Consider the following 13,944-nt stretch of genomic DNA (forward strand, 5'->3'; position numbering starts at 1 on the left):
GAGGTTTAAGTTAGTTTAGGTATAAAATCCTTCTGGAGTTAAGTGAGCTAGTTTAACTTCTACGCGTCTATTTATTCAAAATGTTTAAATACTCAAAGTTGAGTATTCTTCTGGTGGTGTGATGAAACGAGCATCGTTGATTCTCACAGGAATTTTCCTCCTTGCGGTAATTGCCAGTGGCTGCATTGGAGGGGATGAAGTTAGGGACACCGGAACAAAGGGAGGTTATTCATCAGAACAAGCAGAGCTTAAGAAGGCAACTTTGAAGATCTTTCACGCTGGTTCTCTGAGCGAGCCCTTAAAAGACGTCAGCGAAGCTTTCAGGGAATACGCTAAGACTCTTGGTTATGATGTGGAAATTCAAGCAGAGGCTAGCGGAAGTGTTATGGCCGTTAGAAAAGTCACAGACTTGGGGAAAAAAGCCGATATCGTTGCCCTTGCGGATTATACCCTAATCCCTCAGTTGCTGGTGCCCAACTATACGGACTTTTATGTCCTTTTTGCAACCAATGAGATAGTCATAGCATTCACAGATAGGAGCAAATACGCCGATGAAATCAACTCTAACAACTGGTACGAGATTTTAGCAAGGAATGATGTTTCCTTTGGATTCAGCGACCCCAATCAAGACCCCTGTGGTTATAGGAGTGTTATGGTAATGAAGCTTGCCGATATCTATTATGGAAAGCCGATTTTTGAAACTTTAGTAGAGAGAAACACCAACATATATGCCGAAGGAAACCACATAGTTGCCCCAAAGGAGATTCAAATCAAGACTGACAAGGTTGTTATAAGGCCAAAGGAAACGGATTTAACTGGCTTGGTGGAGAGCGGCAGTTTGGACTATTATTTCATTTACAAAAGTGTCGCAATGCAGCACGGCTTAAAGTTCGTTGAGTTGCCTAAAGAGATCAATCTGAAGGACTTTACTCTAGCAGAGCATTATGGACAGGTTTCAATAACACTTGGCTCAACAGGAAAAACTATCAAGGCAGAACCAATTGTCTATGGAGCAACCGTTCTAAAAGATGCCCCCAATAGAGAGCTCGCTCTGGAGTATCTTAAGTTCTTGCTGAGCGAAAGGGGCAGGCAAATTTTTGAGAGGAATTATCAGGATTTCATATGGCCCCCCGTTGGGTTTGGAAACATTCCAGAGGAGATCAAAGATGAAGTAATGGTAGGGGGCTAAACTTTGTGTCTTTTTCTTCAGGGGTGAGGAGATGAGAGATTACGTGACATGGTTCTTCGCTCTGCTCGGCACGTTCCTTGTTCTGTACATCCTCCTTCCGTTAGCCGTTATCATAGGGAAGCAGCTTTTGGACTGGGAGATGGTAGTAAATGTTCTCCACGATGAGCTCGTCTTAGAAGCCCTCAGGAATTCCCTCCTAACCTCTACGGCTACAATGCTTATTTCTCTCTTTTTTGGGGTTCCCCTTGGCTACATACTCGCAAGGAAGGATTTTAAAGGTAAAAGCTTTGTTCAGGCAGTTGTTGATGTCCCAATAGTTATTCCACACTCCGTTGTTGGCATAATGCTTCTTGTAACGTTTTCAAACAAAATTTTGGACAGCTATCTCGGAATAATAATGGCAATGCTTTTTGTCTCCGCACCTTTCACAATCAATGCTGCCAGAGACGGGTTTTTGGCTGTAGATGAGAAGCTTGAGCATGTGGCAAGAACCTTAGGAGCCAGCAGGCTTAGAGCATTCTTTACGATTTCGCTTCCCCTTGCGATGCCCTCTATCCTGAGCGGTGCCATAATGACGTGGGCAAGGGCTATAAGTGAGGTCGGTGCAATCCTAATTATCGCCTATTACCCAAAGACGGCCCAGATTCTGGTCATGGAGTATTTTAACAACTACGGTTTGAGGGCTTCAAGGCCGATTTCCGTTATCCTTGTGCTGCTGAGCTTAAGCATTTTCGTTGTTCTGAGATGGCTTGTCGGGAGGTCGAGAAATGCTTAGGGTCGAAAACGTCAGCAAAGAGTGGAGGGAGTTCAATCTTAAAGATATCAGCTTTGAGGTTAGAGCGAATGAATACTTCATAATTTTGGGTCCCAGCGGTGCTGGAAAGACTCTCCTCCTTGAGCTCATCGCTGGCATCTTCACACCAGATTCTGGAAAAATCTTTATGGATGGGAAGGAGATAACTTTTCTTCCACCGGAGAAGAGGAACTTGGCTTATATCCCCCAAAACTACGCCCTCTTTCCCCATATGAAAGTCTACGACAACATAGCCTACGGATTGAAGCTCAGGAAAATCCAAAAAAATGAAATCGATAGGAGGGTTAAGGAGATTGCGGAGATTCTTGAAATCTCACATCTCTTGCACAGAAAACCAAAGACGCTGAGCGGCGGTGAAGCTCAAAGGGTTGCCATTGCAAGGGCTTTGATACTGGAGCCAAAGCTCATACTTCTTGATGAGCCCTTTGCGAATCTGGACGTTCAAACGAGGGCTAAGCTCATTCAGGAGATGAAGCGCTGGCGGAAGGAGCTTAATTTCACGGCTTTACACGTAACGCACTCATTTGAAGAGGCCGTCAGCTTGGGGGATAGAGTGGGGGTAATGTTAAACGGAAAATTGATTCAAACAGGAGAAGTCAGGGAGGTCTTTTCCAAGCCTAAAAATGAAGAAGTCGCAAGGTTTCTTGGGTTTGAAAACATAATAGAGGGGATTGCGGAAGGGAGAATATTAAGGGCGAATGGAATCTCAATAGAGCTGCCGGTGGAAGTTAAGGGAAAGGTAAGGGTCGGGATAAGGCCAGAAGACGTTGTAATATCCAATGAACCCATAAAGAGCTCTGCAAGAAACGAATTCAAAGCTAAGGTGTTGGCGGTTGAAGACCTTGGCTCTCTGGTAAGATTAACCCTCGATATTGATGGAGTTGAGCTTAGAGCCTTTATCACCCGCTCTTCTCTTGTGGAGATGGGGATTGAAGAGGGAAAGGAGGTTTACCTGAGCTTTAAAGCAACGGCGATCCATGTCTTTTAATGTGTACAAGTATACCTGGGTGCATCCATTTGTCTTTTAGAGTCCTTTTCTTTACATATAGCAAGCCTTTTATATTCATGAAATTTCTTTCATAATCGGTGGGAGCATGGGGAGGCTGAGGCTGGCTGAGGCAAGCGCAATACTTATAGGTACCCAAATTGGTGCGGGTGTTTTGGGTTTACCGTATGCACTGAGGGAGGCAGGAGTTCTTGGGATTTTTATTGTAATTTTGGCTGGATTGATGACACTCCTCACTGCCCTGTTCGTGCTTGAGGTCTCATCCAAAAATCCCGGAAAAAGCCTTTCAAAACTCACTGAGGAGCATTTGGGAAAGATAGGTGGAATTTTAATGTTTCTCAGCATCTCTGTTTTGGCTTATGGGGCTCTCATAGCATACATTGCAGGGGGTGCTGGTATTTTATCTTCCTTAACCGGGGTTAAGCCTGAGTTCGCTGCTTTAGCCTTCTGGAGTTTAATGAGCCTGATAGTCTTTATGGGGCTTAAAGTCTCTGGGGAGGCGGAGTTGGCTCTTACGGGGCTTCTTCTTTTAGTCCTTGCGGTCTCGATAGGTCTTGTTTTGGGAAGGATTGACATAAATAACTTGTCCACTTTTAACGCCTCTGCAGCTTTAGATGGATTGGGAGTTGTGATTTTTGCTTATGTCAGCCACATGGTAATCCCCGAGCTCCTCAAAGGACTCGAAGACATAAAAACAACCACAAAAGCGGTCTTTATAGGCTACCTTGTTCCAATGGTGTTTTATGCTTTCTTTGTCCTATCATTTGTGGGGGCCTTTGGTTCAGATACGCCCGAACTTGCAACAAGCGCACTTGAAAGGCTATACGGAAATCTGGGAAGGATTCTAGGTCTTGTTCTGCCCCTTGCAGCAATATGTACAAGTTACATAGGTATAGCCCTTTCGGAAATGGATAATATGAAAGATGTTTTGGGAGTGGATAGGCTCTATGCGTGGCTGCTGACAGTGCTTCCGCCTTTGCTAATATACCTTGCCGGTCTCAAGAGCTTTGTAAATGCCCTATGGCTGGCTGGAAGTTTTGGCGGAATACTCTATGCAGGAATACTACCGACGGCAATGTATCTAAAGGCAAAGAGAAGGCAGGAGAGCTTTCATTTTGATCTACCACATTCGATCGCTTACTTCTCCGGACTGGTTTTCCTTGTGCTTTTCCTCTATTCAATTGTCTCCTTGGGATAAATTTTGTATTTTACCACGTACCTTCCTTTTTCAAAATCCTCTTCCTTTTCAACGACCTCAACCGGCTCCACTTTTAGTCCGAATTCAATAGCTTCCCATGTGATGTCTTCAAAATAGTCAAATAACCCGCAGGTCTTGCAGAAGGAGCCCTTAAATTCGATTATTGCCTCATCCTCTTTTACTTCTATTATCTCAGCCTGAGCCTCGCTTCCGTGAAGTCTGTTAAACTCTTCAACGGCCTTCTTAAGTATCTCCATGCTTCTCCCCGCCGAGGTTTGGTTTTGGGTCTTTAAATGATTTTGTTCGAAATTCGTATCAAAATTTTTAAAGTCCGGCTATGTAGGATGATTGAGAGCTATGATAAGGTTTGCAAACAGGGAATACAGCGATGAGGAAATCTACGCCTTACTCGATAAGCCCATTGCAGAGTGGTTTAGGCGTAAGTTCGGTACTTTTACTCCTCCCCAGAGATACGCCGTGGTAGAAATCCACAAGGGAGAAAACGTCCTAATATCCTCTCCAACGGGTAGTGGAAAAACTTTGTCGGCTTTTTTAGCTGCTATAAACGAGCTTGTTCTTCTTGGAAAGGAGGGCAAGCTTGAAGACCAGATTTACGTTCTCTACGTTTCCCCGCTGAGAGCCTTGAACAATGACATAAGAAGAAACCTTGAGGAGCCGTTAAATGAGATAAGAGAAGTTTACAAAGAGTTAGGCTATGAATTGCCTGAGATAAGGGTGGCTGTTAGAACAAGCGATACCTCAAGCTATGAAAAGCAGAAGATGGCAAAAAAGCCACCCCATATTTTGATAACCACTCCTGAAAGTCTGGCAATAGCGTTAAATGCCCCAAAATTTAGAGAGAGGCTGAAAACAGTTAAATACGTGATCGTTGATGAGGTCCATGCCTTGGCTGAGAACAAAAGGGGCACTCATTTGACCTTAAGCCTTGAGAGACTTCAAAATCTTGCTGGAGACTTCGTAAGAATTGGCCTAAGTGCGACGATACATCCCCTTGAAGAGGTTGCCAAGTTTGTCTTTGGCTACAACGATGATGGAACCCCACGTTCTGGTTTAATAGTTGATGTTAGCTTTGCAAAGCAGACTGAAATTAGGGTTGAGAGCGTAGTTGAGGATCTCATCTATGCCCCAGCCAGTGAACTCAGCGAGGCCTTGTATAAACGGTTGGATGAGCTTATAGAGCAGCATCGGACAACTTTAATATTCACAAACACACGAAGCGGTGCCGAGAGGGTAGCTTATCACCTAAAGAAGAAGTTCCCGAAATATGCGGAATTAATTGAGACTCATCATTCAAGCCTTTCCCGGGATGTCAGGCTTGAAGTTGAGGAGAAACTGAAGAGAGGGGAGCTCAAGGCGGTAGTTTCAAGCACCTCTCTGGAGCTGGGCATTGATATCGGAAGCATTGATCTTGTTGTTTTAATAGGCTCCCCCAAGAGCGTCAACAGGGCACTTCAAAGAATTGGGAGGGCCGGGCACAGGTTGCATGAGGTCAGCAAAGGTGTGATCCTTGTTTTGGATAGGGATGATTTAGTGGAATGCACAGTTTTGGCCCATAACGCGAGAAATAGAAGGCTTGACAGAATTAAAATTCCCCAGAATCCACTGGATGTTCTTGTGCAGCACCTCCTTGGAATGGCTCTGGAGAGGGTTTGGGATATAAAAGAAGCTTATGCTCTTGTTAGGAGAGCTTATCCATACCGCAACTTGGACTTTGAGGACTTCATGAGCGTTTTGCACTATCTCGCTGGAGAATACGCAGGTTTGGAGGAAAAGAAGGTTTATGCAAAAATCTGGCTCGATGAAGAGGAAGGCAAATTCGGTAAGAGAGGGAAAATGACGAGGGCAATCTACTACATGAACACCGGGACGATCCCAGATGAAGCAAAAATTGAAGTTTACACTCTCGATAAGCGCTTCATAGGAACTGTCGAGGAGGAATTCGCCGAAAGATTAATGCCCGGGGATATCTTCGTTTTAGCAGGCAGAACCTATGAGTTTAAAAAATCTAGGGGCAACAGAATATATGTTGTGCCAAAGGAAGGGGCGAAGCCCACAATCCCGGCGTGGTTTTCTGAGATGCTGCCGCTGAGCTTTGATTTGGCCTTGGATGTGCAGCGATTTAGAAGGGAGATTAAGGGACTGCTGGGCAACAAAAGGGCTAAAAGACTCCTTATGAAAAAGTATCAAATTGATGAAAAAGCTGCAAAGGCCATTCTGGGATATTTCAGGGAGCAGGGGAGGTATTCCACAATTCCAGATGACGAGATTCTTTTGGTTGAGGAGGTCTTTGACGAGAGAAGGGCTAAGTATTTCTTCCATACCCTAATTGGAAGAAGGGCAAACGAAGCCCTAAGCAGGGCCTTTGCATACCTTATCAGCAAGAAGAAGAGAACAAACGTGGGAATAGCAATAAGCGATAACGGCTTCATGCTTATCCTCCCTAAGGAGAAGCCCCTAAGCGAAGAGGAAATTAAGGAGCTGTTTCAGGTTGAGGACTTAAGAGGGACTTTAAAGAGAGCATTAGACAACACGGAGCTCTTAAAGAGACGCTTTAGGCATGTGGCAAACAGGGGGTTGCTCATCCTTAGGAGATACATGGGGAGAAAGAAAAGCTTAAGCAGGCAACAGCTGAATGCACAAACCCTTTTGAGGCTCTTGAAGAAGAACTATCCTGATTTTCCGCTTTTAAAGGAGGTTTACAGGGAAATAATGGAGGACAAGATGGATATAGAAAACGCGGAGCTCTTTTTGAGCTGGGTGAAAGAGGGGAAGATAAAGGTTGTTATAGAGCACAACGAGCTTCCGAGTCCATTTGCCTTCAACCTTGAGGTAATCGGAGCGAGCGACGTTGTTCTCATGGAGGATAGAAGGGAACTAATTAAGCAGTTGCACAGCAAGATTATGAAGCTGATAGAGGAAAAGGCTTAAATACTATAGAAGTAATTACTGATTGGAATGAACAGAAGGATATCGAGTCTGTTGCTCATCTTGTTTGGTCTTCTACTACTTTAGTCGCTGGACTATTTTGAGGAAGTTTCCAACAAAGATCCTCTTTTCACCTTCGTATCTTGTGGCTTACTCTTCTGAAGGTTCTGAGCTATGGAGGAAGGAGTTTAACACAACATCAGTAAGCGCGGCTAGTGATTTGATCGCAGCGGGGGGCTATTTGAAGAATGGCAGCGTGGTTAAGGTTTTTGACATAAAGGGCGAAGAGCTCTGGAGCTTAAACTTCGGTGAGGAAGTAGCAACAAACGGAAAAATCGTTGCCTCTGGAGTAATGAGCGTTATCATCCGAGCTTGATGTTGGGAAGAATCGCAATTTCTAAAGACGAAAAGTACATAGTTTATGGGATTTCTGGGGTGGATCTGGTCTTAAATCCTCTCTTTGACTGTGATAAAGACGGAATCATAGACGAAAGCGACCCTCTTCCTATAAACAATGATCTCTTCTACAGAATTCTTCTGACTGTCATTGTGGGTATTTCCGCGTTCTGGATAAAAAGAGAAGAACTGCAAAAGGAAAGGGAAGAATTTAGAAAAAGATATGAAGAAATTAAAAGCGTCTTAGATTCTAAACTCTGATCTCCAAGGTCTTAGCCACGAAAGCGAGCAGGTCTGTCAGTTCCTTAATCCTCGTCTCTGGCGAGGCCCCCATGTGTCCGCTCTTTGTTTCTACCCTCAGATAAACTGGGGCTCCGAGGTCTTTGAGCTTCTTTGCGAACTTAAGTGCATGTGCAGGGTGAACTCTGTCATCGTACAAGCCGGTATAGATTAGTGTCGGGGGATACTTTTGGGGCTTTACGTTGTGATATGGGGAATACTTGAGGAGGAACTCCCTGTCCTTTGGGTCATCCGGGTTGCCGTATTCGGGTATCCATACGCTTCCAATGTAAAGTTTATGGAACCTCAGCATGTCTATAACCGGATACCCTATTAAAGCGGCATCCATGACGTCCGGCCTCTGGACTAAAACAGCTGAAACCAAAAGACCGCCGTTGCTTCTTCCCCAGGCAGCAACCTTGTAGCCCTCTTTTTTGAGCTTCTCGAGAACTGCAATAAAGTCATCAAAGACGTTCTGTTTGTTCTCCCTCATCCCAGCTCTGTGCCATTCCTCGCCGTATTCGCTTCCTCCTCTAAGGTTTGCCATCACAAAGGTTCCACCGCGCTTTATAAAAGGTATTGCATGCGGGAAGAACCTGGGATTCAGGGCAATGTTGAAGCCGCCGTATCCGAAAACCCACGCCTTCTTTTCGTCCTTTTCTCCTTTCACAATGAAGTAGTGCACCTTAGTTCCATCCTTTGAAATCGCGAAATCTTCGCCAACCTTAAAGATACCCTCCACTTTTACCTCATCGATTAGCTCAAGCTTTTCCTTGAAGAAATATAGGCGATATGGGATTGTAAAGCTTTCGTACCTCAAAATAGCCTTTTTCCCATCATTATCGAGGGGTTGAACCTGTCCGGGCACGTCGAATTTTATCTCCTCAAGAAGCTTCCCGTCAAGGGTGAAGACCTTCAGCAGTGATGAAGCATGCACGAGATAGCCGGCAAGGATTTTACCCCCGGCTATTATAGCCCACTCCAGCGGGAACTCGTCTTCTGGGATGACTTCTCTTACTTTTCCATTTTCAATGGCAATGACCTTACCGAGTCCCTTTCCTTCCCTTGTGTAGATGTAAAGCTTTCCGTCTATGTAGTCTATTGGATAAGCCGGAACCTCGCTTGAATACACCTTTTCCCATTTTTCCGGCTCTTCAAGGGGACCAAAATAAATCTCACTCTTGTTCCATCCTAAGGAGAGGGTTAGCAGTGCATAATTACCGTAGTTGCTTCTGTGGAGGGTCATAAAGTATCCTGAGCCCAATCCTTCTCCAAAGACCATCCTCTCTTCTCCGCCCTTTTTGAGGAAGATTCTCTCCGCAGGAGCATCAACTCCGTCTGGTGTTTTTCCCTTTCTGTAGAAGCGTGCAAAATAGTAGCCGTCATCAAGGAAAACGATGTTCCAGAGTGATGGTTTTATCTCCTCAACTACCTCACCATTTTCGAGGTCAATTATCCTTGTAATGCCCTCATCTGCTCCTCCTATTGAAAAGCTGTACGCTAACCTTTTCCCCTCTCTGTCTACGGTGAAGCTTTGCAGAAGAATTTCGTCCTTAAGTTCCTCTTCAAGCTGCTTTGAATCGACTATGACTTCGTTTGTTTCGAGAATCTTTATTGCCTGCCTCCCCTTCTCGTTTATCCTTACAAACGTCCCTCTCTTTGTTATGTGAGCTTCAACGACGTTGGGGAGGTAATAGTGCTCTCTGACCTCTTCGATGAGCCTATCGGGCAAATCGCCCAGAAACTCTCTAAAGCGGGTGTTTCCCTCTTCTATGAATTTTAAAACCCTCTCGTCACTTAGGTTTTCCATCCAGATATAGGGGTCTTCCACGCTTACCACCGTTTAGATATATACCTTAGCGTTATTAAACCTATTGCCCCGCTCAACACTTAAATATCCCTTTGTCAAAATCTCTCAGGTGGTTTGTATGATACTCCGAGGGAAAGTTGTTGGAAGTGAAATTCCCCGGTTTAAGCACAGATGGTTTGGGGTTCTTGAGGTCGATGCCGGGGGGAGATACAAGCTTTACATGAGCGGTATTGCTCAATGGTTTGTAACGGGGGATGAAGTGGAAATACACATTAAGAACAGACCCAAAAAAGGCAACGTGCTTGACTTTGACGATTATGAGCTCTACAAGTTTTACGGAGGAGATAAAATAAAGGTCTGGCCGGTATGGGAGAAGAGATATGAGGCAGAGCGCTTTTCTCCCCTAACGGGAGAGCTCCTATACACCTATAGGATAAAAGCCAGAGAGGCAACCTATGAAAGCGACTTTGAGGCAATAGCGGAGCTTGAGCAGTATCACTATGCATCTCAGAAGGAGAAGGTTGCGCTTTGGAGGTGTGAGAACAACCACATCTTCGAGGCAAACACGAAGCAGAGATGCCCGGTTTGTGGGAATGAAAAAGTCCACATTCTTGAGATTAAGGGTTCCACTCCAGCATCGAGGTTTTTGATTCTTGAGCTTGAGAACAGGGAGGAATACGAGCCGAAGATTTTGGCATACGTAAGGGTTGACCCGCCTATTCCGCTGATGCACCGCCGTTTGCCCAATGGTGAAATAGAGAAGAACATAAGGGAGAAGGTTTTTCCGGAGGAGTGGTTTAAGCCCTCTTTCTGGCCAGAGAAAATCATGAAAGAGCTTTATGAAGAGCTGAAGAAAAAGCACACAAAAAAGATCGCACGCCATCTGCTGTGGGAGGAGGCTAAGTTGGGGGCTTTAAGGGAGAGCAACACGGCTGGAGCTAGAATAGCTAGAGTTGTTGTGCATCCGGATTATAGAAGCGATGGACTCGGACAGCTCAGCGTTAAAGCCGCCCTCGAGTGGATAAACGAGAGAAGAGTCCCGGAGATGAGAAAGAGAAAGCACATAGTAGAGACAATAGCCCAGATGGCTCGTTTCAATCCGTTTTTTGAGAAAGTTGGGTTTAAGTTTCTATGGGAGACAGCAAGCGGAAGACCAGTGCTTTTCTATCCCCTAACTGATGAAGCGAAGAAATACATCGAAAGGTTTCTCAGAGAAGACCCATATGCTCCCAAGGATGGAAGATTGTGGAGGCCAAGCTACGGGAAGGTTGAACCCTTGAAGGGGCCAATAGTTTTTAAGAATGTCAGCAAGGTGTTTGAAAGTGAACTGGACATAAAGGGTCTCCCGGAGGAGATAAGGTTCCTTCTGGAAGCTTTTGGGGTTAGACACAGGGTGATACAGAGGCCGATTTTAAGGAACCTGAACTTTGAAATTAAGCCCGGTGAAATAGTTGCGGTTGTTGGGGCAAGTGGAGCTGGGAAGACGACTCTCATTAGGCTTCTCCTTGGTGCAGCACTTGGCTATTGGGAAGAGAAATACAGACCTACGAGTGGAGAGATTAAGGTGCCGGAGAACGTTAAAGTTTCGGCACTGCTACCGGGGGAGCAGGAACCTGTTTTTGGAAGTGAAAGCATTTTGGAGCATGTTTACAGAAAGATAGGGGATTTAAACGCAGCCGTTGAGGTTCTAAACCGCTCCGGTCTTAGTGATGCCGTTCTTTATAGGGCGAAGTTCGGCGAGCTTTCGACGGGCCAAAAGGAGAGGGCAAAGATAGCATCTTTACTTGCAGAGAAGCCAAATCTTCTGCTTATGGACGAATTCGCTGCCCATCTTGACACCCTTACCGCCATGAGGGTCGCCAAAAAGGTAAGTGAAATTCTAAGGGAAGCTGGCATAACAGCCTTGATAATAACCCACAGACCTGAGGTCGTCAAGGCCTTGGATCCGGATAAGGTTCTCTTTGTGGGCTATGGAACCGCAAGGCTGAGTGATCAATTTTGACCACACTTTTCTTTTCCTTTGACCACACCATATTTAATTGGAGGTGGGAGATATGATAGAGGTTGTTGAGAGAGAATATAAGGTTGGAGAAGGAACAAAGCTGAAGATTGGAAACGTAAACGGCACCATAAAGATCGAGGGTTATGAGGGTGAAACTATAAAACTGAAAGCCGAAAAAAAGTGGGGGCTTTTAGGTGCAGAGCCAAAGATAAAGGTCAAAAAAGAGGGAAACGTGCTTGAGATTAAAGCAGAGCAGAAAAGGAACTTTGGGATAGGTATTGGTGGTAGTGCGGTTAATTTTGAGATTTTACTCCCCAAGGGGATTGAGATTGAAAAGGTTGGAAATGTTAACGGCTCAATAGGCATTAAAGGGGTCAGAAGAGTTGGGAAGGTATCCACTGTAAACGGAAGCATAGTCCTTGAAAACTGCTTCTTTGAAAAAGCCTCAACTGTAAACGGAAGCATAAAAGCAGTGTTTTCGACTATGAAGGGAGATAGTGTGATTTCAACCATAAACGGGAGCATTGAAGTATATATCCCAAGAAAAGCGGACGTTGAAATAGAGGCAAGTGGCGTCAATGGAAAGATAACTTCTGAGCTTCCCGGGGAGTTGAAGTCTGCTTATGGTTCAAAATCCTTTGAGACGGTTCTTGGAGAAGGAACCCACAAGCTCAAGATTTCAACCGTAAACGGGAGCATAGTAATTAAAGCACTATAAGTAGGTCAAAAGCCACCGCACCGACCCAGTGGAGAAGAAAACTCGGCAGAAAGCTTTCACTCTTTAAATCAATTTTTGCAAAGATTATTCCCGCTATGAACGAGTAGGGAACTTCCAGTGGCGGCTTGCCTATGTGGACGAGAGTGTAGGGAACGTTCTGGACGATTATCCCTAACCACTTGTTTTTCCTTGCAAGGGGAAAGAGGAGAATCCCTCTGTAAAATGCCTCGTGGGCAAACATGATAACGCCAATCAAAAGCTCCTTAAGGAGAAAATCCTCCCAAGAAGAGTAGGCAAATATCGGATAATACGCCTTGAAGCTTTCCAGCTGGGAGGCATAAACACTTATAGGAAAAGAGAGGAGAAAGAGGGCAAAAGCCCAAACATAGCCATCTCTTTTCCCTGTTTTAAAGCCGAGCTCCCGGGGCTTGAAGCCAAGAAAATAAGCAACTGTGAGGGGTATGAGCACATAGAAAAGGCCATCATAAAAAGCCCATTCGTAGATGTTTTTCCCTAATCGATAGTTGAGAGCAATGAGAATTCCGGCAAGAGCGTAGAGGGCAATTATCTCTTTCAAAGTCTTCACCAAATAAAAAAGATAAAGGAATCACCCTTTATTTTCTTCGCTTTCTTCTGGTTTTTCCTCTTGTTCTTGGATCTTTTCTTCTTTTGTTGTCTCTTCTTTCACTGTTTCCGTTGTCCCCTCGGCTTCCTCTTTTGTTTCTTCCTTTACCTCTTCTTCAACTTCTTCCTCTATCCTGGCCTCTGGTGGCTTCAAAAGCTCTTCTACACTTGGTTTGAACTCGATCTTCTCATACCCAAGGAACCTGAGGTCGCTCTCAAGAAGAATTTCGCCTAAAACAAGGGTTCTCGGATCTATTGTCTGTTCTCCGAAGTCTATTTTAACGTCGTTTTCGCCCACTTCGATCTGCACTTTTTCAAAGTCTATTCTTGGAATTCTGAGCTCGATTAAGGCCTTCACTTTCTCTATTGGGTCGTCTATTTTTTCAAGTATCTCAACCTCATAAACAACGGTTTTTCCCGCGTATGGATGGTTGAAGTCAACTCTAACCCTGCCGCTGGACACGCTCATTACTCTGCCCTTGAGCTTCTTTCCGCTCTCCGTTTCGATCTCCACATCAAGACCCGGAAAAGGGTATATGCCCTGCCTTCTAAACTGGCCGATTGTGAATGTTTTTATGAGCTTTGGGTCCCTCTTTCCAAATGCCTTCTCTGGCGGGAGCTTGATGACATGCTTCTTTCCAACCTCTAAGCCCTCAAGGGCTTCATCAAGGCCTTTTATAACGTGTCCAGCACCAACCGCTATCGAAACTGGCCCGTAAATTCCCTTTTCGCTGTAGATTCCGGCTTCCTTTGCAACATCCTCGTAAGTCGTGTCAAATATCTCTCCCGTTTCTTCTATTTTTCCGGTGTAGTGGAGCCTTATTACGTCTTTCTTTGCAACTTTCATAATCATAACCTCCTCTTTCCTTTTTCAAAAACTGGTTTAGATTATGGGAGGGGGTTTTTAAGCTTTGCACTTGCCGGAAGCGATAATCTAATAAAAACTTCGGAGAACTCTTTCT

The 13,944-nt window shown here is 44.9% G+C and carries 13 protein-coding genes; 9 read left to right on the forward strand and 4 right to left on the reverse strand.

What is annotated here, in order from left to right; translation table 11 throughout:
* Positions 1 to 121 precede the first annotated feature (121 nt).
* From wtpA to ADU37_RS00415, 4 genes are all read left to right on the forward strand, one after another.
* The gene (gene wtpA / locus ADU37_RS00400; RefSeq protein WP_058945776.1) at positions 122 to 1,189 is read left to right on the forward strand and encodes a tungstate ABC transporter substrate-binding protein WtpA; all 1,068 of its coding nucleotides are present in this window, start codon (positions 122 to 124) and stop codon (positions 1,187 to 1,189) included.
* 31 nt (positions 1,190 to 1,220) lie between these two features.
* Positions 1,221 to 1,964 (forward strand): tungstate ABC transporter permease WtpB, encoded by a 744-nt coding sequence (wtpB, locus tag ADU37_RS00405; protein ID WP_058945777.1) that lies wholly within the window; start codon positions 1,221 to 1,223, stop codon positions 1,962 to 1,964.
* The gene (wtpC, locus tag ADU37_RS00410) at positions 1,957 to 2,991 is read left to right on the forward strand and encodes a tungstate ABC transporter ATP-binding protein WtpC (RefSeq protein WP_058945778.1); all 1,035 of its coding nucleotides are present in this window, start codon (positions 1,957 to 1,959) and stop codon (positions 2,989 to 2,991) included. The genes wtpB and wtpC overlap by 8 nt, the downstream gene beginning before the upstream one ends.
* 106 nt (positions 2,992 to 3,097) lie before the next feature.
* A complete protein-coding gene (locus ADU37_RS00415) occupies positions 3,098 to 4,207 on the forward strand; it encodes an aromatic amino acid transport family protein (protein ID WP_058945779.1) in 1,110 nt (369 codons plus the stop codon).
* Here ADU37_RS00415 and ADU37_RS00420 read toward each other — a convergent pair.
* A complete protein-coding gene (locus ADU37_RS00420; protein ID WP_058945780.1) occupies positions 4,183 to 4,464 on the reverse strand; it encodes a hypothetical protein in 282 nt (93 codons plus the stop codon). The two genes, ADU37_RS00415 and ADU37_RS00420, sit on opposite strands and share 25 nt — an antisense overlap.
* A 100-nt stretch (positions 4,465 to 4,564) precedes the next feature.
* Between ADU37_RS00420 and ADU37_RS00425 the strand changes: the two genes are divergently transcribed.
* From ADU37_RS00425 to ADU37_RS00435, 3 genes are all read left to right on the forward strand, one after another.
* The gene (locus tag ADU37_RS00425; RefSeq protein ID WP_058945781.1) at positions 4,565 to 7,156 is read left to right on the forward strand and encodes an ATP-dependent helicase; all 2,592 of its coding nucleotides are present in this window, start codon (positions 4,565 to 4,567) and stop codon (positions 7,154 to 7,156) included.
* 97 nt (positions 7,157 to 7,253) lie between these two features.
* Positions 7,254 to 7,529 (forward strand): hypothetical protein, encoded by a 276-nt coding sequence (locus tag ADU37_RS00430; RefSeq protein ID WP_058945782.1) that lies wholly within the window; start codon positions 7,254 to 7,256, stop codon positions 7,527 to 7,529.
* On the forward strand, positions 7,529 to 7,810 hold the full coding sequence (locus tag ADU37_RS00435; protein ID WP_058945783.1) for a hypothetical protein: 282 nt from the start codon (positions 7,529 to 7,531) through the stop codon (positions 7,808 to 7,810). The genes ADU37_RS00430 and ADU37_RS00435 overlap by 1 nt, the downstream gene beginning before the upstream one ends.
* Here the strand turns inward: ADU37_RS00435 and ADU37_RS00440 are convergent.
* Entirely contained in the window at positions 7,800 to 9,659 is a 1,860-nt protein-coding gene (locus ADU37_RS00440) for a prolyl oligopeptidase family serine peptidase (protein ID WP_058945784.1), read from the reverse strand. The genes ADU37_RS00435 and ADU37_RS00440 overlap by 11 nt on opposite strands.
* Before the next feature lie 97 nt (positions 9,660 to 9,756).
* Between ADU37_RS00440 and ADU37_RS00445 the strand changes: the two genes are divergently transcribed.
* Together ADU37_RS00445 and ADU37_RS00450 are read left to right on the forward strand one after the other, a co-directional pair.
* Complete coding sequence (locus tag ADU37_RS00445) at positions 9,757 to 11,640, forward strand: GNAT family N-acetyltransferase (RefSeq protein ID WP_058945785.1); 1,884 nt, start codon at positions 9,757 to 9,759, stop codon at positions 11,638 to 11,640.
* Positions 11,641 to 11,692: 52 nt separating this feature from the next.
* Positions 11,693 to 12,358 (forward strand): DUF4097 family beta strand repeat-containing protein, encoded by a 666-nt coding sequence (locus ADU37_RS00450; protein WP_058945786.1) that lies wholly within the window; start codon positions 11,693 to 11,695, stop codon positions 12,356 to 12,358.
* On the opposite strand, the gene mrtA is transcribed toward ADU37_RS00450, so the two are convergent.
* Positions 12,345 to 12,926 carry a CPBP family archaeomyxosortase MrtA gene (mrtA, locus tag ADU37_RS00455; RefSeq protein WP_082663067.1) on the reverse strand — a complete coding sequence of 194 codons (582 nt, stop codon included), beginning with the start codon at positions 12,924 to 12,926 and terminating at the stop codon, positions 12,345 to 12,347. The two genes, ADU37_RS00450 and mrtA, sit on opposite strands and share 14 nt — an antisense overlap.
* Positions 12,927 to 12,965: 39 nt before the next feature.
* Positions 12,966 to 13,829: a peptidylprolyl isomerase gene (locus tag ADU37_RS00460; RefSeq protein WP_058945788.1), complete on the reverse strand. Its 864-nt coding sequence runs from the start codon at positions 13,827 to 13,829 to the stop codon at positions 12,966 to 12,968.
* Between the last annotated feature and the right edge of the window lie 115 nt (positions 13,830 to 13,944).

The sequence above is a fragment of the Thermococcus sp. 2319x1 genome, assembly GCF_001484685.1.
Lineage (GTDB): Archaea > Methanobacteriota_B > Thermococci > Thermococcales > Thermococcaceae > Thermococcus_A.